18 protein-coding genes are annotated in these 22513 nt (G+C 57.5%); 9 read left to right on the top strand and 9 right to left on the bottom strand.

Translation table 11 applies throughout. From position 1 onward, the window contains the following. Positions 1–42 precede the first annotated feature (42 nt). On the top strand, positions 43–1431 hold the full coding sequence (locus J4D97_RS17480) for a sensor histidine kinase (protein ID WP_208308699.1): 1389 nt from the start codon (positions 43–45) through the stop codon (positions 1429–1431). Between the two features lie 66 nt (positions 1432–1497). Next, positions 1498–2220 (top strand): response regulator transcription factor, encoded by a 723-nt coding sequence (locus J4D97_RS17475; RefSeq protein ID WP_208308698.1) that lies wholly within the window; start codon positions 1498–1500, stop codon positions 2218–2220. A gap of 65 nt (positions 2221–2285) precedes the next feature. Here J4D97_RS17475 and J4D97_RS23910 read toward each other — a convergent pair whose 3' ends face one another. After that, positions 2286–6857 carry a translocation/assembly module TamB domain-containing protein gene (locus J4D97_RS23910; protein ID WP_208308697.1) on the bottom strand — a complete coding sequence of 1524 codons (4572 nt, stop codon included), beginning with the start codon at positions 6855–6857 and terminating at the stop codon, positions 2286–2288. Between the two features lie 235 nt (positions 6858–7092). Here J4D97_RS23910 and tsaD point away from each other — a divergent pair, with 235 nt between their 5' ends. The 4 genes from tsaD (at position 7093) to J4D97_RS17450 (ending at position 10364) form a co-directional block, all read left to right on the top strand. Then, positions 7093–8100, top strand: coding sequence for a tRNA (adenosine(37)-N6)-threonylcarbamoyltransferase complex transferase subunit TsaD (tsaD, locus tag J4D97_RS17465; RefSeq protein ID WP_208308727.1), 1008 nt, complete (start codon positions 7093–7095; stop codon positions 8098–8100). 168 nt (positions 8101–8268) lie between these two features. After that, on the top strand, positions 8269–8736 hold the full coding sequence (gene smpB, locus J4D97_RS17460; protein ID WP_185280981.1) for an SsrA-binding protein SmpB: 468 nt from the start codon (positions 8269–8271) through the stop codon (positions 8734–8736). 91 nt (positions 8737–8827) lie between these two features. Beyond that, positions 8828–9625: a C40 family peptidase gene (locus tag J4D97_RS17455; RefSeq protein WP_243900378.1), complete on the top strand. Its 798-nt coding sequence runs from the start codon at positions 8828–8830 to the stop codon at positions 9623–9625. Positions 9626–9869: 244 nt separating this feature from the next. Then, a complete protein-coding gene (locus tag J4D97_RS17450; protein ID WP_185280980.1) occupies positions 9870–10364 on the top strand; it encodes an HNH endonuclease in 495 nt (164 codons plus the stop codon). A 275-nt stretch (positions 10365–10639) separates the two neighbouring features. On the opposite strand, the gene J4D97_RS17445 is transcribed toward J4D97_RS17450, so the two are convergent. Next, positions 10640–11518 carry an alpha/beta fold hydrolase gene (locus tag J4D97_RS17445; RefSeq protein WP_208308696.1) on the bottom strand — a complete coding sequence of 293 codons (879 nt, stop codon included), beginning with the start codon at positions 11516–11518 and terminating at the stop codon, positions 10640–10642. Between the two features lie 116 nt (positions 11519–11634). Here J4D97_RS17445 and J4D97_RS17440 point away from each other — a divergent pair, with 116 nt between their 5' ends. Both J4D97_RS17440 and J4D97_RS17435 read left to right on the top strand, forming a co-directional pair. Beyond that, positions 11635–12870, top strand: coding sequence for a DUF3298 and DUF4163 domain-containing protein (locus J4D97_RS17440; RefSeq protein WP_208308695.1), 1236 nt, complete (start codon positions 11635–11637; stop codon positions 12868–12870). Between the two features lie 53 nt (positions 12871–12923). Beyond that, positions 12924–13805: a sterol desaturase family protein gene (locus J4D97_RS17435; protein ID WP_208308694.1), complete on the top strand. Its 882-nt coding sequence runs from the start codon at positions 12924–12926 to the stop codon at positions 13803–13805. A 10-nt stretch (positions 13806–13815) separates the two neighbouring features. On the opposite strand, the gene J4D97_RS17430 is transcribed toward J4D97_RS17435, so the two are convergent. Further along, positions 13816–15003 (bottom strand): porin, encoded by a 1188-nt coding sequence (locus J4D97_RS17430; protein ID WP_243900377.1) that lies wholly within the window; start codon positions 15001–15003, stop codon positions 13816–13818. A gap of 195 nt (positions 15004–15198) precedes the next feature. After that, positions 15199–15900, bottom strand: coding sequence for a hypothetical protein (locus J4D97_RS17425; RefSeq protein WP_208308692.1), 702 nt, complete (start codon positions 15898–15900; stop codon positions 15199–15201). Positions 15901–16420: 520 nt separating this feature from the next. Here J4D97_RS17425 and J4D97_RS17420 point away from each other — a divergent pair. Next, positions 16421–16879, top strand: a complete 459-nt coding sequence (locus tag J4D97_RS17420; protein WP_347879362.1) for a TerB family tellurite resistance protein — start codon at positions 16421–16423, stop codon at positions 16877–16879. 132 nt (positions 16880–17011) lie between these two features. On the opposite strand, the gene J4D97_RS17415 is transcribed toward J4D97_RS17420, so the two are convergent. From J4D97_RS17415 to J4D97_RS17395, 5 genes are all read right to left on the bottom strand, one after another. Next, positions 17012–17506, bottom strand: coding sequence for a PEGA domain-containing protein (locus J4D97_RS17415; protein WP_208308690.1), 495 nt, complete (start codon positions 17504–17506; stop codon positions 17012–17014). Positions 17507–17591: 85 nt separating this feature from the next. Further along, positions 17592–18413 carry an alpha/beta fold hydrolase gene (locus tag J4D97_RS17410; protein ID WP_208308689.1) on the bottom strand — a complete coding sequence of 274 codons (822 nt, stop codon included), beginning with the start codon at positions 18411–18413 and terminating at the stop codon, positions 17592–17594. A 194-nt stretch (positions 18414–18607) separates the two neighbouring features. Then, the gene (locus J4D97_RS17405) at positions 18608–19627 is read right to left on the bottom strand and encodes a hypothetical protein (RefSeq protein WP_208308688.1); all 1020 of its coding nucleotides are present in this window, start codon (positions 19625–19627) and stop codon (positions 18608–18610) included. A gap of 334 nt (positions 19628–19961) precedes the next feature. After that, the gene (locus J4D97_RS17400; protein WP_208308687.1) at positions 19962–20627 is read right to left on the bottom strand and encodes a hypothetical protein; all 666 of its coding nucleotides are present in this window, start codon (positions 20625–20627) and stop codon (positions 19962–19964) included. A 34-nt stretch (positions 20628–20661) separates the two neighbouring features. Continuing rightward, positions 20662–22473 (bottom strand): ABC transporter ATP-binding protein, encoded by a 1812-nt coding sequence (locus J4D97_RS17395; RefSeq protein ID WP_208308686.1) that lies wholly within the window; start codon positions 22471–22473, stop codon positions 20662–20664. Between the last annotated feature and the right edge of the window lie 40 nt (positions 22474–22513).

The following is a 22513-nucleotide window of genomic DNA, read 5'->3' as shown; positions in this document are numbered from 1 at the left end:
CCGGCCGTACTTGCAGGTACTCGCCCTTCAGCCATACCGCCCATGAAAAGTCGCCTACGTGTTATCTTCTGGCTGATCAGCCTGTGTATGCTGGGTATCAATGGGTTCCAGGCCTACTGGCTCTACACCACCTACCGGCTGAACACGGCGCAATTTGCCCGCACGGCCCACGAGGCGCTGTTGGCGGTGGTACAGCGCCAGCAGTTGGCGGCCGTGCAAACGTTGCTGCAACCAGCCACTACCGGCAGCCGCTACGGCCACGTGGCCCTACCCATCCGGCAGCTGGACGCAGCCGACCGCACGCAGCTGCAACAACTCTGGCAAGCGGGCAGCCAACGGCCGGCTGGTGCCCTGGCCGCCCGTCGGCAAGACGACAGCGTGGCCCAGGCGTTTCTGCAATTGCTCCTGCGCCACACCGGCACGCCTACCCTCAACCTCAGTCAGCTAGCCGATGCCTACCAAACCGAGCTGCGCCAGCGCCAGGCCGAAACCGCGTTTCTGTTCGATACCCTGGCTACGGCTACCACCCAGCGCACCCGGCTGACGACTGCGCTGGCAGGCTACCCGGTGCAGACGCCCGCCGTAGCCCTACCCCACCTGCCGGGCGTGGCCGTGCGGGCTTCGTTCCGGCCGCCGGTGCCCTACCTGCTGCGGCAAATGGGAGGCTTGCTGGCGGGTTCGGTGGGCTTGTTGGTGCTTACTACCGTATGCTTTGGGTTGATGCTGAGCACGATTCTGCGGCAGAAAAAGCTGTCGGAGATTCGGGAGGATTTCATCAACAATATGACCCACGAGCTGAAAACGCCCATTGCCACCGTATCAGCGGCGGTGGAGGCATTGCAGCACTTTGGGGCCTTGCAGAACCCGCAGCGGACCGAAGCCTACCTTGCCATTTCGCAGCAGGAGCTGGCGCGGCTGTCGGGGTTGGTAGAGCACGTGTTACACATGGCCGTGGCCGAGCGCGAACCGCTCCGGCTGACGCCCGAAACTGTACAACCCGCCGAGCTGGTGGCTGAGCTGGTAGAGCAGCACCAGCTCACCAGCGCCAAGCCCGTGCGTTTCGATGTTGATGTGGCCGCCACCGCCGTACACTGCGACCGGCTGCACCTGCGCAACGTCATCAGCAACCTCATCGACAACGCCATTAAATACTCCCGCGAGCAGGTCACCATCCGCATTCAGGGCCAGCCCGAGCCCAGCGGCTGGCGCCTCACCGTCGCCGACGACGGCATTGGTATTCCGGCCAGCTACCAGCCCGCCGTGTTCGACCGATTCTTTCGGGTGCCTACTGGCAACTTGCATCCAGTCAAGGGGTTTGGGTTGGGACTGTATTACGTACGGCAGGTGGTGGAGCGGCACGGCGGCCGCCTACACCTGCAAAGCGAGCAGGGTAGGGGCAGCACGTTTTCGTTGTGGCTGCCTTCTTTTTAAGCTGTTAGCTGATGACTATTAGCTGTTCGCTTTTGAGATGAATTACAACCTGTTAACCGTTGGCGAATGAATTCTGAACCAGCTACCAGCTATCAGCCATCAGCTAACAGCCAAAAAATTCTTCTCATCGAAGACGAATCCTCGCTAGCCTTGATTGTCAAGGACAGCCTGGAGGTGCGCGGGTTTGCGGTAGAACACGCCGCCGATGGAGAGGAAGGCTTGCGTCTGTTTCGCCAAACCATACCCGATATCGTAGTGGCTGATGTGATGCTGCCACGCCTGGATGGCTTCTCGCTGGCCGAGCAGCTGCGGCGCGAAAACACGACGGTGCCCATCATTTTCCTTACCGCCCGCTCCCAGCCAGCCGATGTGGTACGCGGCTTCGAGCTGGGCGGCAACGACTACCTACGCAAGCCCTTCAGCATGGACGAGCTGGTGGTACGCATCCGGGCGCTGTTGCAGCGGGCGGTGCCTACCCCAAGTACCACGCCCCAGGAGCCCTTGCAAATAGGCCGCTACATATTCGCGCCTACCCAGCAAAAGCTGCGGCTGGCCGATACCGAAATCGAGCTAACGCACCGCGAATCGGAGCTGCTCCGGCGCCTCTATGACCACCGCAACCACGTACTGGAGCGCTCCACGGTGCTGCTCGACCTCTGGGGGCAGGATCATTTTTTCAACGGCCGCAGCCTTGACGTGTTCATCACCCGCCTGCGCCGCTACCTCCGCGCCGACCCGCAAGTGCAAATCCTGAACGTGCGCGGCATTGGCTATAAGCTTATATTTTAAGCTTATAGCCGATGACTGTTCGCTTATAGCTTTCGTTAGTTTAGCTAACAGCTAACAGCTAACAGCTATTTAATCGTGGTGCGTGGGTCGTCGTCGATGTTCAACTCTTTGCGGGCGGCGTCGCGGCGGCGGACGCGCTTGCGGGCAAATAGCTCCCGGAACGAGTTGAACTGCTCGGTGTGCAGCAAGCTCAGGCCGGCGCGCTGCTGGTTTTGCAGGTTGGCATTGGAGGAGCCAGCAGCAAGGGCGGAGAAGTCGCGCGGGGTGGTTTCGTAGCGCAGGCGGGCCCGGAACTTGCCATCGGGGCGCAGGTAGTACTCCAAGCTCAGGTCGCCGAGAAAGGAGGTTTGTACCGGTACGGTGCTGCCAGGCGCAGTGTTGGCCGCGTTGTAGTTGTTCGTGAAGCCCCCTTCGCGTGTGATGCGCAAACGGCCGTTCAGAAAGGAGTAGCTCAGGCGCACCTGCAAGGCCTGCAACTGCTCAGCGCTCAGGCCGTTCAGGTTAAAGCTGATTTCCAGGTTGGGGTCGATCTGCGACGTGAGTACGCTGAGCTGAGTGCTTAGCACCTGCCCCACGCTGTTGCCAAAGGCGTTATCCGACCCCCGAAACGATACCGACGACAGCGTACCCGGCGACGTGAGCTGGCGGAACACAATCAAACTGAACACCTGCCGGTTTAGCTCCTGCTCGTCGTTGCGCAGCGCCGATAGGAACGGCGCCAAATCGCCTTCCAACGATGACGGAATATCGTTGAACTCCAGGTTCAGGTTGATCTGGGGTAGGAGCAGGGGGCCGCTCAAGTTCATCACTGCCGTTACGGGCACCACCGAAGTGTTGCTACCCAGCAGCGGCGCCACCGAGGTGCGTTGGGTGTATGCGGCCGTCAGGTTCATCTGGCCTTGCAGCGGGTCACCGTTCCAGGCAATGGTGCCGCCCGGCCGTATAACAAACTCCTTGTTTACAAGGCCTTGCAGGGTGAAGTTATAGGCGCCGCGCACAATCTCAATCTGCCCATACATATTGAAGTCGCCACGGGTGTCGATGTTCAGGCGCAACTGCCCGCTGGCCGTGCCGCGGATGATATCGCCGGTGCTTTCATCCAGCAAAATCTCCACATAGGCGTCGGGCGTCACGTCCAGGTTCATGTTCAGGCGCAGCCCCGAAAGGTCTAGCTTGGCCGTGTCGGTGGCTATCTGGACAGTAGTGGTATCCCGAATATTGTGGTTGACAAATCGAATGTAATTGGCCTGCTGGGCCTTGGCTGCATTATCGAAGGGTAAGGAAAGCCGGGTGCCCGCCTCGCTCCGAGCCGATACATTCACCAGCAAATCATCGGTAGGGCCTGATACCCGCGCCGTGCCCGTGGCGTAGGCCGTCCCAAAGTATAGGTCGTTGTCGCGGCGCGTGGTGTTCAGGGCTTGCAGCTTGCGGAAATTGGCCCGCAAATCCAGCCGCATATCCTGGAAGCCGTTGTGGTAGATGTTGCCGTCTATGGTGCCCGAGTTGCCAAGCGGGTCCGAAAGCCGAATGTTATTCAGCGCAATCCGGTCGTCGGTGAAGGTGATGCGGTCAGAGAACGTGTAGGTAGTGCCCAGGTAAATGAATGTGAGCTTACCGTTGGCCACATCCAGCGACCCTACCAGGTGGGGCGCGGCCAGCTTCCCCGTGACCTGAAGCCGACCCACCGCCGTGCCGCCCAAATCCTTGAACAACGTATTCAAAATCGGCTCGGCCAGCTTTACGGGAGCCTCATCGAGCACGCCTACCAGGTTGAGCTGGTTAGGTACGTCCTGCGGCGTGAAGGTGCCGGTCACGTTCACCACGCGGCGGTTTTCGCGCTCCACATCCAGGTTCACGGCCATGCGGGCGTTGGGGGCATCCCAGGTGCCCTTGCCTTCTACATCGCCCAGCAGCACGTCGTCGAGGCGCAAAGAATCCACCTTCAAATCGGTGTTGAGGGCCAACTGACCAAACACGTTGCTCACCGTGCCCTGGGCATTCACGCGGCCTTTCAGGCGGTTATCGGTGAAGTCGCCCAGCGTTTGCAGCTCAAAGTTCTGTACGTTCAGGGCCAGCTCCTTGGCAGGGTCGCGCGAAATGGCGCCCTGGGCGCTGATGCTCTGCGCGCCGTTGGAAATGATGAAGTTCTGAATGTCGATTTCCTTGCCGCCGTTGGAAATCACCACCGAGTTATTGGCCGCAATGGTCCACTGCTTGTCCAGCAGGTTCACGCCCGACTGCCGAAACGTAAGCTGCACGGCATCGGGTAGGAAACCCAACGACCCGTTGATCTGGGCGCGGTTGGTGGTGTTGGTTTGCGCCAAGGCCGTTGAGAAGTTGATTTTCTCCTGATCCCACACGCCTTCCACGTAAAAGTTCTCCGTAGCGCCCAGCCCCGGCAAAAACTGCCGCGCCGAGGTGATGCTGGCCTGGGCTAGTACCTCGGGCTGGTTAGGCAGCTTGGAAGTGGTCAGGCTGAAATCGGTATCCTGCACCCGCACCGAGTCGTAGCGAATCTCGTCAAAATGCCCGCCCAACGTGAAAATCGACGTGTTGCCGTTGCGGAACGACCCATCTACCCGCGAGTAGTCCGACACGGTGAGTTGAGGTACAAAAAGTTGCAGCACGGGGTTGGCCTGCTTGATGTACAGGTCCAAATCAATCTGATACTCGGGGGTAGGGCGCAGGCGCTTGCGGCGGTAGTAATTGGCAATAGCCGCGTCGTTGCTTTCAAAATTGAGGCGGTATTCTTCCACCAGGCGCTGCACGTCGTCTAGCACGCGGGTGTAGTCGAAGTTGCCCTTGGCGCGCAGATCCAACACCTCCGAGCGCAGGGTGGTGAGACGCTGGCCGTCCTGACGGGTGCTCACTATATCGAAGGTGTCGATGGGCACGGTGTTGCCTTGGTAGCCGAGGCGGGAGTTGCGCAGCAGCACCCTACCCTCCAACTCGTCGAGACGCAGGCCCTGGAACTGCACGTCGGCCGTGGTGGCCAGGGTCACGTTTTGGTTGGTGAGGCCGAGGGCGCGCAGGTTGGCGCGGTCCACGTCGGCGCGCAGGTCGAAGGCCTCGGCGCCGGTGCGCAGGTTCACGGTGCCGTTGGCCGCCAGCTTCACGTTGGGGTCATTCACCGACACCTTGCCCTGGAATGCCTGCTGGCGGAAGTTGCCGTTGATGGCAATGTTGCGGTAGCGGTAGCCATTCAGCCAGATGCGCTGCACGGTGGCATTGGCCTGCACCCGCGCCGCCTCCTTGGTGAAGCCCACGCCCTGCACGCGCCCATTCATGGTCACGTCCCGAATCACGCTTTGGTCGCCCAATAGGCGACCCAGCTGAAAGTCGGTGGTCTTGATCTGACCCTCGTAGCTGGAGTAGCGCGGGTCGGTCTTGAACTTCAGGTTCACGTCGGACACCACCTTGCCCAGCGGCGTATCAAACGAGCCATTGGCCACAAAGTCGTTGTAGTAGCCCAGGAAGTGCCCGTTCAGCTTCACCGCGCCCAGGCGGTCTACGTAGCCGCGTCCGCTGGCCGGAATATAGCGGCGCAGGTCGCGCCCGTCTACCACCGAGTTGCGCAAGCGCGCCTCTATGAAGCTCTCTGTGAAGTTGGGTAGGCCATCCACGCTGATGTCGCCGACCACGTGCGTGTTGCGGCCGTACCGAACATCGAGGTTCTTGGTGTTGAAACGCCGCACGTAGCCCTTGGCCTGGCCCGAGATAAGCACGGTCTCGTTCAGGTCTTCTAGCTGCGGGGCAAACTTGGCAATGTCGTCGGAGTACAGGCGCGAGGGTTGCAGGCGCGCCGTTACCTGCACCGAGTCGTTGAAATCGGCAAAGTTCAGGAACCGATTGTAGTCGAAGCGCAGGTAGTTGCTGATGCGGCTGTTCTCGACGCGCAGCATCAAATCGGCAAATTCCCAGAACTTGGGCGCATACACCATAGCCGCAGACAGCTCCCGCATGCGGGTATTGGAGTTACTTTCAATGGTGCGCAGCCCCTGAATGCGCGCCGCCACGGTGTCGCCTACCAGCCGAATGTTGCTGAAATCGGCGTAGATGCTGTCGGCGCGCATGTGGGCGTAGTCCACGGCCTGGCCGTAGGTAGGGGCGCGGGGCTCGTCGCGACGGTCCAGGATAAAGCGGCCGTTGCGCAGGCCGATGCTTTCTATCTGAAAGTCGAACGGCTTACTGACTTTGGTGGTATCGCTGGGACCAACCAGCCGCTGCACTGCGCTCAAAAACTGCGACAGGTTAGTGGAGTCGGGCTCGTTGGCGTAGGTAATCAGGGCGAAGCGCGGCTCCTCCAGCGTGAGCTTACCCACGTGCAAATGGTTCGGGTCAAACACCGAAAACAGGCTGATGTCGGCATCAGCCCGGCCAATATTGAACAGCTCGTTGCCGCGCCGGTCGAGCACCTGCACGCCTTCCAGCAACACCCGCGAAAACGGCCGGATGTCTACCCGGTCGATGCGAACGGGTTGGCCTAGCTTCTCCGTCAGCACCGTAGCGGCACGTTGCACTAGCCGCGTTTGCACCGTCGGGATGCGCAGCGCAATCAGCAACCCAATCACCAACAACAGCACCAGCCCAACCAGGCCGAGCAGTGCTTTGAGGATGACGGAGAGAAAACGAGGCACAGAGTAAAGTGAAAAACGCGGAATGAAGAAACGAAGATGCGGATTTTAACGCGGAGGAGTAAAAGATCAGCAGCCTACCCAAGCGGGCACCCAAGCCCTACACGAATTGTTCAGGTAAAAGTTTGACTAGTGCCGCACGTGGGGGTTTAACGTTTTCCGCGACCTTTGCAGTCTGCAACGAGCACCGCGCGTGAAAAGAATACGTCAGTAGCGCAGATTTTTGGGTTTTATTATGATGCATTCTCCTCTTATTCTGGCCATTGAGTCGTCGTGCGATGATACCTCGGCGGCCGTCATGGCCAACGGCGAAATCCTGTCTAACGTGGTGGCTACCCAGCAAGTGCACGAGCAGTACGGCGGGGTAGTGCCCGAGCTAGCCTCGCGTGCCCACCAGCAACACCTGATTCCGGTGGTGCAGGAGGCGCTGCGCCGCGCAAAGGTAGCGAAAACCGACCTCGACGCGGTGGCGTTTACGCAGGGGCCGGGCCTGCTGGGCTCGTTGCTGGTAGGCAGTATGTTTGCCAAAACGTTTGCCTTGGCCTTGGATAAGCCGCTGCTGGCCGTCAACCACATGCGGGCGCACATTCTGGCGCATTTCATCCGGGATCCGAAGCCCGCGTTTCCGTTTTTGTGCCTCACCGTGAGCGGCGGCCACACCCAGCTGGTGGTAGTGCGCAGCCCCATGGAAATGGAAATCATCGGCCAAACCATCGACGACGCGGCTGGCGAGGCCTTCGACAAAACCGCCAAGCTGCTGGGCTTGCCCTACCCCGGCGGCCCCCACCTCGACAAGCTGGCCCGCCAGGGCAACCCTACCCGCTTTGCGTTTCCAGTGGGCGCCATGCCGGGCTACGATTTTTCGTTCAGCGGTCTGAAAACCTCTGTGCTGTACTTTTTGCGTCAGCAAACACAACAGAACGAAAACTTCGTGCAGGAGAACCTGGCGGATCTGTGCGCCAGCATTCAGCACACCATTATTCAAACCTTGCTGCGCCAATTGCGCCGCGCCGCCCACGACCAACAGCTTCGGCAGGTAGCCCTGGCCGGCGGGGTGGCCGCCAACTCTGGTCTGCGCACGGCCTTGCAAGAGCTGGCCGTGGCGGAAGGTTGGGAAGTATTTATTCCTGATTTCGAGTTCTGTACCGACAACGCTGCCATGGTGGCCATGACCGGCCACTTCCAGTACCAGGCCGGCCAGTTCAGCAACCAGCTCATCAGCCCCGACCCACGCTTGAAACTGTGAGCAGGGTAGGAACGACGTGCTGAGAAATGGCGCTTTTGCTGCGTAGTCTGTTTGACGCAACGCCGCCGCCGCTCTGCCGTTGTAGGTAGTCCCCCTATCCCTACCCTACCCACCCCGCGAAGGCCCCAGCGGCCCGCCGCGAAATCCTGAGAATCTGCAAAATCTGCGATGAAGAAAGAAGAGAAACCCAAGCGCATCAATATCCTGAACCGCCGCGCCAGTCACGAATACGCATTCCTGGTGAAGTACGACGCGGGTATGATGCTGCAAGGCACCGAAATAAAAAGCATCCGCGAGGGCAACGTGAACTTGCAGGATGGCTTTTGCACCTTCCACGGCGACGGCAGCCTGTGGGTGCACAACCTGCGCATTGCCCAGTATACCGAAGGCACCTACAACAACCACGAGCCTACCCGCGAGCGGAAGCTGCTACTTAATAAGAAAGAGCTGCGCCAGCTAGCCGGCAAAGCGCAGGAGCAGGGCCTCACCATCATTCCCATCCGAATGTTTGTGAACGACCGAGGCTTTGCCAAGCTGGAAATAGCCCTGGCCAAGGGCAAAAAGCTCTACGACAAGCGCGAAGACCTGAAAGCCAAAGACCAGAAGCGCGAAATGGCGCGGGCAAGAGAATATTAATAGTGAAATTGTGAAAGGTGAAGTTGTGAAAATCGTTTTCATTAGCGCACCTTTCTAACTTCACACCTTCATCTTTCACAATTTCACCCTTTTGGAACACGGAATCTGTGCGCTGAGCACTATGCCGGTGCGAGCCGAGCCCAGCGACAAAGCGGAGCTGGTAACGGAACTGGTTTTTGGCGAGTGCTACTCCGTCGTGCTGGTGCAGGGCGCCTGGCAGCAAATCCGCAGCACCGCCGACGACTACGTGGGCTGGATGGACGGCAAGCAGCACACGCCCGTTTCAGCTGACTACCTGGCCGCCTGGAAAGCCCAAGACCACCCCCGCAGCCTGGATCTGGTGCAGATGGTAAGCGACGCTACCACCCGCGTGCCGGTGATTATTGGCTCGCGCCTACCCTTTTTCGATGGCATGACCCTGCGCCTAGGCGAGCAGCAGCTCTTCTATAACGGCGCCGCCACCAACCCCCAAAACGGCCATGGCCCCCACGGCGACCTAGACAAGCGCCTTGCCCTGCTCCTGAAGGTAGGGCAGCTGCACCTAAAAGCGCCCTACGTGTGGGGCGGCAAAAGCCTGTTTGGTATCGATTGCTCGGGGCTGATGCAGCAGCTCTACGGGCTGGTGGGCGTGCAGCTCCCGCGCGATGCGCGCCAGCAGGTAGAGTTGGGCCACACGGTGCATTTCGTAACCCAGGCCCGCCCCGGCGACCTAGCCTTTTTCGATAACGCCGAGGGGCGCATCATTCACGTGGGTATGGTGCTGGAAGACCAGCGCATCCTACACGCCAGTGGCGAGGTCCGCATCGACCCTCTGGACCACAACGGCATCTTCCGCCGCGACCGGCAAAAATACTCCCACACCCTGCGCCTCATCCGGCGGGTATTGTAGGTGAGTGGTGAGGTTAAGAAGTCGGGAATGAAAAACTGTCTGTCATCCTCTATCTGGCGTGTGCTTGCGAAGGGCCTTATGCCAGTTGAACGAGTCGTTGGTACGTCCATCATTCTACCATAAAAAGACCTTCCGTTGCGCCCAGAAGGATAGGGGCTTTTTCGTGAACCATTTCAGCACTTCGCTGCTTGTTTATACGCTGAGAATCACCTAGCTTTCGTTGGTTAGATTCCTATTATAGCGTATGGATCAGAAAGTGCTTGTCTTGAACGGCGACTACACCGCCATTACCCTGTGTAGCGTGCAAAAAGCATTCGTGCTACTCTACCTCGACAAGGCCGAGATGGTAGCCAACTCCGAGCACGGCGCCCTGCGCACCATCAGCCAGTCGTACCCAAAGCCGAGCATCATCCGGTTGCAGCGCTACGTGCGGGTGCCCTACAAGGGCATCACTCTTAGCCGCCACAACATCATGAAGCGCGACAACTTTGAGTGTCAGTACTGCGGCTCCACCAAAAACCTAACCCTCGACCACGTGATGCCCCGCTCACGCGGCGGCACCTCCAACTGGGACAACCTGCTCACGGCCTGCTCGCGCTGCAACCACAGTAAGGGCCATCGCACCCCACAGGAGGCCGGTCTGGTCATCAGGCAACAGCCCAAAAAGCCTACCCTCTCAGGTTTCCTCAAGCTCAGTGCCGGCACCATAGACCAGAACTGGCATGCGTATCTCAACTAAAGCCGGTAGCGTTGCTACCGGCTTTTTTGTGCTCTTTTTTGAAGGGGGAGGTTGAAAAGGCCTGCTATCCTGAGCATTCCGCGCATCAAGCGGCGACGAAGGACCTTCTCACGCGTGAACGATTGACGTAACAACGACTCGTTCTGGCGTAAGAAGGTCCTTCGTCGCCGCTTGATGCGCGGAATGCTCAGGATGACAGTGGCATTTGGATATAAAAAAGCCTCCCCAAACAACATTGGAGAGGCTTTCCTTATCAATCTTACAGCAAGAGCAGCTTAATAATGATCTTGCTCAGCATCAGCGCGGTCGAAGTTGTCGGAGCCACTGACGAAAGTCAGCAGGTCTTGGCTCAGCTTCTCTTTGTCAGTAACGAGCAGGCCGTGGGGCGCACCGTCGTACACGATTTGGGTGGCGTGCGAGAGGTACTGGTCCAGGCGCTTGGCGCTGTTCTTATACGGTACCGTTTTGTCGTCCTCGCCGTGGATGGACAGCACGGGCACTTTGATGGTCTGCAAATCCTGGCGGAAGTCGGTTTCGCTGAAAGCGCGGGCGCACTGCTCGGTGGCGTAGGGTGCGCCTTGCAGGGCCAATGATTGCGACCAATCGAGGGTAGGCTGGCTGACGGGGTTGCTCAGCAGGCCGTCGCCGTAGAACTGTTTGCCGAAGGTGGTCAGGAAATCGGGGCGGTCTTTCTTGAGGCCGTCCACCATGTCGTCGAACGTGGATTTGTCTACGCCATCGGGGTTGTCGTCGGTTTTCAGCAGGTAGGGCGTTACGGACGAAACGAACGCCACGCGGGACACGCGCGTGCCCTGGTGGCGGCTCATGTAGCGGGCTACTTCGCCACCGCCCATCGAGAAGCCTACCAGCGTTACGTCTTGCAGGTCCAGGCCTTCGAGCACGGCTTTCAGGTCGTCGGCCAGTGTGTCATAGTCGTAGCCGTTCCAGGGTTTATCGGAGTGGCCGAAGCCGCGGCGGGTGTAGGCTACTACGCGCACGCCGTTTTTGGGCAATTCATTCAGCTGATATTCCCAGGACTCGTAGCTTAGCGGCCAGCCGTGGATAAGCACGATGGTCGGGCCTTGGCCCAAATCAACATAGTGTAAATTAACATCCTGGCCTTTGCTATCTTGACTAACTTTGATAAAGCTCATGGTAGGGGGAGTTTGGTTGTGGAAAACTGAAATTGTAGTGACCTATACGGTTCTGCTTTGCATAGAGAAAACAGATGTCAAGATTTTATACAAGTTTATTTTCTTCGCCATTTCCTATGTTTCCAGCAAAAAACAGCGGCTATTACGCACTCCTGATCAGTCTGTGTTTGGCAAGCTGTCAGTCTGATACGCCAGCGCAGAACACTGCTGCCAGTACAGCCACCACTACCCCTCCAAAAACTGCTGCTCCTGCAACGTCTACTGCGTGGTACCGGCAGTATCGCACCCGCCTACCCGGCGCTACCGACAGCGTAACAGTGCATCTGCAAAACCTGGGTACCGGTAGCGATGCGTCTTCTATTGGGCGAGTGGTTGGCTTCTACGCTGGTCCTAAAGGGCAGCCTTTTGAGCTGGCCAGCAACCCCACCAGCGCCCCCGATAGCCTGCTACTGCGCGAAGCCAGCCATAGCCGCCTAAATGCCGGTGGCTACAGCGCAGTTTGGCGCCTGCGCCGGATGGGCGAAGCATGGGTAGGCACACTAGCAGGACAAACCGTGCGCCTCCAGCCATTACCCGTGAGTCAAGGCGTTGCCTTCGACACGCAGGTGTTCCGCGACTCTGTGCGTGCCCGTCCCCAGCACCCGCAGGATAGCGTATGGGGCCGCATTAGCCTGCACGCACTCCTACCCACCAGCAATCGGCAACCTCTTGCTGGCAACATGCTGCACCTGCTGCACGGCGACACGGTATTCGCGGGCAGTGCGCCTACCCTACCTGCCATTTGGGAGGACATGCGTCGGCCTTTCTTTAATGATTATCAAGAAGATATGAAGGCCATCTTTCAGCAGATAGAGGCGGATACCAGCCGCTCGGGCCACCGCCCGATGGCCATGCTGAACTATACTGATGAGCGCGACACGTACGTGCTCTGGAATGCGGATAATCTGCTCAGCCTCGGCCTTTTCACTTATTCTTACGCTGGCGGCGCGCACGGCAACTACGGTACCCACGTGCTCAGCTTCGATACTCGCAGTGGCCGCCCGCTACCGTACGACGCCATCTTCCGGCCCGATGCCAAGCCGCGGCTGGAGGCCCTGTTGGCGCGCTATGCCCGCCCTAGCTTGGGCTTAAAGCCGAATGAGCCGCTACGCAATGCCCTGTTCGAAGAGACGCTACCCGTAACGCGCAACGTGTACCTGACCAGCGGCGGGGCGGTGTTCGTCTATCAGCCCTACGAAGTGGCAGCCTATGCCTATGGGGAAGTTCGGGTGTTTGTGCCGTTGCGGGAGCTGCGGCCGTTGTTGCAGCCGGGGTTGCCGTTGGAAGAGGGTAGGAGTGTAGCCCAAAAGTAGAGAGCTGCGGGTTGTTTGTTTACCAACAACTCTCCATTACTAACTGATAAGCAATGCGTTTCTTCTCCATCAATTCGCCGCTGCTGAAGCAGTTTGACCGCTGGGCAACGCCTGCGCTGGTGGTAGTGGCCGTGGCTGTGTTTGTGGGCGAAACCGTGTGGCCGTTGCGGCAGCGCACTCGCCCGCGCACCGAGCGGTGGCCGCGCAATGTGGGCGTGTCGGTGCCCTCGCTGGTGGGGTTGCGCCTGGGGCTGTTGCCGGCTATGGTAGGCCTCACGCAGGTGGCCGCCCGCCGCCGCTGGGGGCTGCACCGCCTGGGCTGGCCAGAGCCGGTGCGCGTGTTGGCTGAGTTGCTGATTCTGGATTATGTGGCCTACTCCTGGCACCGCTTGCTGCACGCGCCGTTGCTGTGGCGGTTTCACCGCGTGCACCACACCGACCTGGACATGGACCTGAGCACGGGTTGGCGCTTCCACGCGGGCGAAATGCTGGCTAGCATTCCCTACCGCGGCGGCGTGCCCATGCTGTTGGGCGTACGTCCCGGCGTGCTGCTAGCCTATGAGGCGGTGTTCGAGGCTTGCACGGCCTTTCACCACTCCAATACCCGCCTACCCCTGGCCGTAGAGCGCCCCTTGGCTTCGTGGATGATTACGCCGCGAGCGCACGGCATCCACCATTCCGTAGTACACCGCGAAACGCAAAGCAACTTTGGGGTGGTATTGAGCCTGTGGGACCGGCTCCACCGCACCTTGCGGCTCAACGTGCCGCAGCAAGAAGTGGAAATTGGCGTGCCCGCCTACCCCGATGCCGCCGCGCAAACCGTGCGTCACCTCTTTACCATGCCCATCGAGCCGCTGCAACCCTGGACCCGCTATGACGGCACCGTGCCTGCGCGCGCCCTACCCCCCGCACCCCTTGACGAACTGGCAGGATAGGGAGTACAACCTAAAAGTTTACCTGCGCCTGTAAGCGCAGCAGGCCGCCGCGCTGGCGGTTGTCGGGCCGCTGGAAATCCTCGAAGCGGCGCGACGAAAGCGTATACATGGTCACTAGCTCAAAGGCGGGGAAGGGCTGCCACTCCACGCCCAGTTCGGCTTCGCGCACGGTGTAACTGCGCGCATCCCGCTCGTGCTTTTTGCCGCCATCGTAGTACTGCGCCCGCAGGAAGGGGTAGAATTGCTGCTGCCCGTAGTGCAGGCGGTAGTTGAACATAACGTAGCCCCCGTGCAAGCGACGGGTTTCGATGCTGTCGGTGCGCGGGTTGAACTCGGGGCCGCGGCCTAGGTTGTATTCAGCCTGCACGCCAAATGGCTGGGGGTAGAGCACAAAGGTGGCGGCCACGCGCTGGTCGGGGTAGCGCAGGTTGGGGCGGTGCTTCACGCCGCTGGAAAGCTGGTCTCGGTTGACTACATACTCCCCGCTGTAGGCTTGCAAGCCGGGCTCGATGATGTGCTGGCCTACCTCCACTGGGTACGTAACGCGGGCTACCACGTGGCGCTGGTTGTTCAGCTCGGGCCGGTTGGCGGTCTGCCCGTTGAAGGCGCCCACGCCTACCATACCATAGTCGCCGGAGCCCTTCAACCCATCCTTCACCAGCCTGCTGAACAATTTGCGCACGCCAATGGGCGCCCAATACACGAAAGCACCCAGGTCTCGCTCGTTGGAAAAGGCGCTGTTTAGGGCATCATTGCGGTCCAGGGGTAGGCGGTTTTGGCTGGACTGCATATTTTCGAAGCCGAACGGAATCTTGCTTTGTCCCAGCCGAACCCGAAACCGGTTGGCTTTGTCTAAGCCTACATCCAGGTAAGCATCGCGCAGCAAGCCGGCATTCAGGGTAGAGCTGCCGCTGAGCGTGCTGGCAAAATCAGGTTGTATGTAGAAATACACCCGCTCGTGTATCTGGCCAAAGAAGACAACGCGGACGCGTCGGAGAGAAAAACCACCGTTGCGGCCCCACGATTTGTCGCACTGCTCGCAGGTCAGGTCGGGGTTGGTTTCCAGCAACCGGTTGTAGCGCGCCTGCACGTAGCCCCGCACCGCTATCGACTGAAACCATTGTTTGGCAGGGGCCTGCTCTGAAGGAACCGGGATGCTGGTTGTCTGACCATACACTGGCCCAACAGCGAGCAGCAAAAGGAGGAGTAACAGTTTCTTCATGCTAAGGTAATGCTGACGCAAAGTGCGGCATTACCTATTACTTGATTGTTGCCTTGTTATTAAGGCAATGTTACCAATTGAAAGAATGGAGTAGTTGAATGTCAACGGCTAATAACGCATAAGGCCGTCCCTACACTGGTAAAGACGGCCTTGCAAGTGGCTGGCGGCGGGTTATTCTTCGGCACTATCTGCCGTTGTATCAGGCTGCGTAGTGGCCTCGTAGGTATCAGCATACTTGAAATCGTCGAGCCAATAGGCTGAGCTGACCACATCAAATACCACCGATGTTTCCTCTTGCTTCGTGGGCGTGAGCTGCCAAATGATGGCCGGCGCTTCGGGGAAGCTGGTGCCATCTAGCTGCTCGTGAAACAGACGCTTCAGAAGCGTGTTGTCGGGCATGCCCTGGGCCAGCAGGCGCAGGAGCGGCGCTTCCGGCGCTTCGTCGAAAATGGCCAGTGCCTCTGTATCGGCGGCCGTGAGCTTCACTTGAAACTGTACCGCTTCGGCGCGCGGAAACTTGCCGTTGTAGGCAGTGTAGAGCAGTTGTGTGGCCTTGAAGAAGCCTTGGTGTTGGTCTAGTTCCGGGTTTTCTTCCCACAGCTTCTCGGTGAGCATCTGGTGGGCCAGGTTTTCAATCTGGCCTTCCGTGAGCTGATCGGCAAACAAGTGCTCCAGCACCAACTGCGCCGATTCGGCCGGTTCCAGGTCGGTGAGACCCATTAGGGCCATATCCTTCAGCTCGTTAGGAGCTATTTCGGCGGGGTTGTCGTAGCCAGTTTTTACGAGGAGGGCTTTGTAGTCCTGGGGTTGCCAAGAGTTGGGTAGCTCAGTGAGGGTATCGAAAGAAAGGCGCTCTACGGTGAACGTGTACATGCGAAGGGTAGGAAAGGTGAAGGTTGTGCCAGGTTAAAGGCGAGGCGTACCGGTGAGCTGTGTACGGCAAGCAGCCCGGATTCGCCGTGCGGCTACATTGCCTGGTGTATAGAAAGTAGCTTAGAGTGTAAAAACAGAACGCCTACCCCGCGGTAGGGGGCAGGCGTTGGCACAAGCCGATGTCAAAGAAGAAGTATTTACATGTATTGCTACTATTGGTATTGGCCTTACAATCTGTTTGCGTTGAGGATTGAAGGGCGATGAGACGCATACTTGCGTCTCATCGGCTGCAACGTGCGGGCGAAATCGTTCAACGATGAGACGCAAGTATGCGTCTCTACATCATTCTGGCAACCTTGTTAGCTAGCCTCTTGAGCTGCCGCAACTGCTCGGGTAAGGAAGTATTGTAGGTCGCGGAGGAAGTAATAAGCTGTTCCGTAGCGGGCGCCAGCGCTGAGCGCGAGCGCATGACTAAGGTGAGTAATAACCTTGCGGGAATGCTCGCGTTGAAGTAATTCCTGTGCCCTACCCCAGGGCGTACACCACCCAACCGTCTTTAGAATTCATGCAACATACTCGCACGCTAGAAGATCTGCTGGATACGCAGCAGAAAAAACTCGCTTTTTTTCAGAATCTGCTTTTAATTGCCGCCGCCGATGGTAAGCTGCAAGAGGAAGAAAGTCAGTTTCTGCTCCAGGTAGGCAACCGTATAGGTCTCACGGCCAAGGATGTGCAGCCCCTAGCCGACAACCTGGGGATACTCAGCTTCGTTGTGCCCGCCGATGGACCTCAGAAAACGCTGGAACTGCAAACGCTGGTGCAGATGATGTTGCAGGACGGCGATATGGACACCCGCGAATACGATTTGTGCCTGGACTATGCCCGGCGTATCGGCTACAGCAAACAGCTGCTTGATGATATGGTAAGCCAGCTGTCGGGCAACGGCCCCGCTCCCAATAACCCGCCTACCGTAAGCTAAGCGCAAGCAGACAAAATTCATCAGACGGCCCAGCCCAATGGATATATAGTGGCTTTGGGCGTAAAAACGGAACGCCTGCTCCATAGTATGGGGCAGGCGTTGGCGTAAGCTGGCGTTAAAGAAAAGAAGCGTTTACTCACCCAGCAGCTTCTTTTTCTGCTGCTCATATTCGGCTTGGGTGATGATTTTATCGTCGGCTAGCTTCTTGAGTTGCCGCAATTGCTCGGGTAGGGACGCGTTGTAGGTTGCGGGCGCGGTAGATTGCTCTGCAACGGGTAGGGAAGAAAGCGGCCGCATTTCGTAGCTGTGTACTGGCTTGTACTTCATCGTCCACAAAAACGGGAAAAACAGGAAAATACCGCCAATAATAGCCCCGGCATCCGCTTCTTCATCGCGAGAAAACGACGTGTTTACCGTTTCGTAGCCTTCCTTTTCCAGTCGCACATCGGTGGTAGACCCTACAATCTTAGTGTCCCGGTGTTGGTAGGGAGTCACGCCCACTGGTTCGCCATTCAGGTACACGCGTGCGCCGGGGGGCGTCGACTGTAGCATAGTGCTGCTGGCACAACTCGACAGCAGCGTGGTAGCGGCCAGCGCACCGGCCATAAAACGAAGATGATTTCTCATAAATAAAACAACTGTGCATAAGTTAGTGATGCGTCAAGGTACTACTTATGCCGAGGTATATGATAAATACTATGTTATTAATCTTCTAGCGAACGGGTGGTAGCACCGTAGGCGCCCGAAAAAACTGATCGACTTTCTGGTTGAACTCATCGGCGTGCTCTTGCAGGGTGCCGTGGCCGCTGTTAGGTACAATCCAGAGCCAGGCGTGGGGTAGGCTCTGGTAAATAGCCACTGTATGCTCGGCCCGAATCACGTCCCGGTCGCCGGCAATGATAAAGGCAGGCGCCTTGACGCCTGCCAGCGCCGAAAGCGGCACGTGGGGTTCGTTCCAGTCGAGAAGAAATACTTTCCAGTCGTTTTTGCGCTTGGCGTCGGTGAAGGTCTGGCCGTGGCCTTCGCGGTAGCCGCGCCGCATCTGCTGCCACAGCTCCGGGGTTAGGGCAGTAGAGTCGGGCCACAGGTTGGCACCCGTGGCGGCCAGGCGTTTCACTTTGCCAGGGTGGCGCAGGGCCAGTACCAGCGCCGTAATGCCACCGTCGCTCCAGCCCAGCACGTAGGCCGAGTCGAGGCGTAGGTGGGTGAGCAGGGCCGCGCAGTCGTCGGCCAGCATCTCAAAGCTCAGTGAGTCGCCCGCATCTACGGAGCGGCCGTGGGCGCGGCTGTCCAGCGCAATCACGCGGTATCGCTTGGCGAAGTAGGGAATGTTCTTCTCGAAATCCTTGCTGCTACCCCCATTGCCGTGGACCAACAGCAAGGGCGCGCCCGCGCCATAGGTTTCGTAGTACAGCCTCACGCCGCGCACGGTAGCATAATGACCGGCCGCTGAATTCTGGCCACGCGGCGCAGCTTTCTGCCCAAGTGTCTGCTGACTCAACAGCAACAGGAAGAAGAAAAGGTAGCAGCGCATGGCAGAAGGTGTAGAAGCTTAGCAGCTGTTTGATTTAATCGAATGAGTAATCCGCACGCTGTAGAGACGCATACTTGCGTCTCGTCGTTGAACGTCTGCCGCCTGAATCGTTTAACGACAAGACGCAAGTATGCGTCTCTACAGCGTTGTGTAATAAGTAACTCTAAATCTAGCCCAAGTTTCTAGATGAGCAACTACCTCCGCCGCAGGTACAGCAGCGTTGATTTGCCGGAAGGCCCATACTTATCGTTGATCAAAAAATACCCGCCGCGATACGCCGCCAAACCCTCCCAATTGTAGGTCATGTATTCCTGCGGCAGTTCAAACAACGGCTTCCAACTGATTTTGTCGCGCTTGTAGTGCAGGCTGATGAGGCGGCAATAGTTCTGGTATTTGCCGCTGCCATCCAGCACCAAGCGGGCGTTGGGGTCGGTGGGGGTAGGGCGGTACACGCTGTCGTCGGCGCCGTTGTAGAAGTAGTTGATGGCCGTGAAGCGGTTCTTGCCCTCATACACCAAATCGGTGATGCGGAAGGGTAGGCGCTGCACCGGCACGTACTGCGGAATGTCGGGTAGGCGGGTGGCGTTGGGAATACGCAGCGCGTAGTTGTCGTGCCGGAAATAGTTGTACTCAAACAGCAGCAACAGGCTCTTGTTGTAGCCCGTAGCTGCCTCAAAGCCGGCGTTGTGAATGTGAGAGTTGTCCGTAAGGGCCGGCTTGGGCAGCGGCACCAAATAGTCCGTATCCAGCACGATGGTGGCGCTGGCTGCGTGCACCGCGCCTTTGATCAGGTAGCAATAGGTGGAAGGGGTAGTTGTTTCGATGGTGAAATACGCCGTGTCGCCTACCAACGTAATGCCCTCCAGCCCCTCGTATTCCTGACAAGCCGAGTCGAGACGGGCGCGTATCTTGTCCAGGTGCTGGATAGTGTATTTCTGATACGTCAGCGCCTGCGTGGTATCTGCCAACTGCCGGTCCAGGCTGGGTAGGTCGATGCCGTACACCTTGGCCTCCGCCCGTTCCTGCAACCGGCTCTCGGAGAGTAATAGCAGTTGATTGCCGTAGGTAAACAGCCCGGAAAACTGGTTGTTACGGTCGGCTATTTCTGCGGGTAGGCGAAGCGTGTGGATGCTGAGCGGCGCTTTCTTTTGTGCAATGGTCAGCGTGGCGGGTAGGAGAAATAGTACAAAAAGCAGGTAATGGAAGCGCGGCATTAGTAGAGTAGTGTAAGCAGAATGATGCGCAAAGATTGTGAAGCCTAGGTCTGTCTCCAACAATCAATTTATCCCGTGTCTCAGCTTAAAAACTACTTGAAAAACAGCACGTCTGTAAGTGTATAATCTCAGCGTGTATCGACAATGCTTTCTCTTTCCGAGAATTCAAGAACTTCAAAAGTTTTTATCCAGGTAAACAATATACACCTGTAAGTGACCCGACGGCTATGGTATTGCCTTTTGTTAAGTATTAATAGCTCTTCTTGGGTAGCCTGTAAAAAGCCGAATAAAGTAAGCCAGCTCCGTCGTTCTGCATATTTAAAACAAAATTAATTTAGTCTACACATTGATTGTCAGTATCTGGATTTCGAAATGCCTCATTTCTGGTAAGCTCCTTTACTTCACCAGAAGTGTAAACTTTTACATCTACTGCATAATAGGGGTGCGGGCCGCATCCAAACGTTTCGTAATCGTATAAGTGAACTATATAATAACTGTTAAGACTGTCGATAGATGAAATATCCTTATTTCTCAAATAATAATAGTCTTCTTTATTATTATAAAATGATAAATCAGTAATAGGAAAATAGTCAGCATATGCACAAGCGAAGCTAAGCGCTTCTTGTTTACTGGATATTGGTGAAAATATTTTCTTTAACTCACTTCTGTTTTTGATGAAAATAATGGTGTCTTTCTGTTGAAGTACTATTTCCTTGCAACCAGCAATTAATCCTTCGTTTTGCCAAGCTACATCTTGACAATCGCCTTCTCGAAAACCAGAGGCGAGATGATATTGAGGTGTTAATCCACCCCAATATTCAGGCGCAGGACTTATGCTAGGCCAATCGTATTTTTCCTTGCTGACTTCGTAGTAAGCGAAATCTAATTGCTTGGTTTTTATTAATGATAAAGATTTTTTATTGTTACAGTTGCTGATTAATACTACATATAACATTAAAAGTAGTCTTATCAGTACAGCGTATTTTTTCTTTGTATTCATATTGGGATACAATAATAGTTGACGTAAAATACACTCACCCCGCCGTATCTGCCACCTCATCCCCATCATCCACCAGCACCCGCGCCAGCTTCTCGATATTCAGGCTCCGCGCTGAGGCATCGAAGATTTCGCGGTAGGTCCCTTTCATGTCGTATAGCTCATCATGGGTGCCGCTTTCTACCATGCAGCCTTGCTTCATCACGTAGATGCAGTCCGAATCTACGATTTGGGCGAGGCTGTGGGAGATGATGACCACTGTGCGGCCTTGCTTGATGGCATCAAGGGAATTTTTGATTTGCTCGGTGGCAATGGCGTCGAGGGAGGCCGTGGGCTCGTCGAGGAAGATGATGGGCGGATTTTTCAGGAACAGGCGCGCAATGGCAATGCGCTGCTGCTGGCCGCCCGAGAGCTGCTGGGCGTCGCTCTGGTACTGCTGGGGTAGGCCCACAATCTGGTCGTGGAGGTAGGCGCTGCGGGCAGCGGCCTGCACCTGCTCGAAGCTCGCCGCGAAGTTGCCGTAACGGATATTCTCCTCAATGGTACCCTTGAAAATGTGGTTTTTCTGAAGCACCAGCCCCAGGCTCTGGCGCAGGGCGTGGGTGTCGTAGTCGCGCAGGGGCTGGCCGTCGAGGGTGAGCGTGCCGCTGTCGGGCGTGTAGAACTTGCAGAGTAAGTTGATGATGGTGCTCTTGCCCGCGCCCGAGAGGCCCACCAGCGCCGTGGTCTTGCCGGCCTCAATGCGCATATTCACCCCGTGCAGCGCGGCCGTGCCGCTGGGGTAGGTAAACGATACATCGTGCAGCTCGAAGGTGCCGTGCAGGTGGTTGGGCAGCAACCGGCCGGTGGGCTCGGTCTGGTCCTCGGCGTCGAGGATGCTGAAGAAACCCTCGGAGTAAGTAAGGGCGTCGTTCATCTCGTCGTAGATGCGGTGCAGCTGCCGGATGGGCGCCGACACGTTGTTGAACAGCAGAATGTGAAACATGATGGCCCCAATGCTGATCTGGCGGTCGAGCACCAGGTAGGCCGTCAGGATGATGATGAGCACCACGCCTACCTGCTCCACAAAGGTTTTGAGGCCGTCGTAGAGGAAGTTGGTTTTGCGCGTTTGGAGCTGGGCCGTTACCAGCTGCTGTTGCAGGCCATTCTGCTTTTCCTCTTCATAATCTTCGCGCACAAAGCTCTTGATGACCACCGCCGAGTCAATAATATTGACGAGGCCCTGGTTTTTCTCCTCGCGCAAGCGGCGCAGCGTGCGCCGCACCCCATTAAGCTTATCGGCCTGGGCATAGCTGAGCCAGAAGTAGATGGGTAGGATAAGCACCGCCGTAAGCCCCACGTATACGTTGGCGAAAAACATAACCACCAGCGCCACCACGGCATTGGCAAACAGCGGCAGAATGTCGATGAAGAAGTTCTGCACCAGCTTCATCAGGCTCTCCACGCCCCGGTCGATACGCGTTTGCAGCTTGCCGGTCTGGTTGCCGCCGCTGGCGTAAAATCCTAGCTGATAGCTCAGTATCTTATGAATAGCGACCTGCGAGAGGGTAGTGGAAATGCTGATGCGAATCCGCTCCCCGTAGAACTTCTGCCCAAACTGGATAAATGCATTCACCACCTCCTTCACCAGTAGCACCGCGCTGATACCGGCCAGCAGCGTCGCGCCCTGGGCCAGTCCCTGGTTGCGGTTGAGCATCGTCTGCACCGTATCTACGGTGTAGCGCAGCACAAACGGATTCACCTGCGCCGCCAGCGACCCGACAAGTGTAAGTAGTAAGGTGCCCAGCACCAGCCGCCAGTAGGGCCGGACGTAAGGTAGGAGACGTTGGATAATTTGCCAGAGGCTCATGCGAATCGGCTTGGAGGAGAGGTAGCCGATTAGACGCGGG

Source organism: Hymenobacter defluvii (genome assembly GCF_017589435.1).
GTDB lineage: Bacteria > Bacteroidota > Bacteroidia > Cytophagales > Hymenobacteraceae > Hymenobacter > Hymenobacter profundi.
This window is presented reverse-complemented; position numbering and strand designations above follow the sequence as displayed.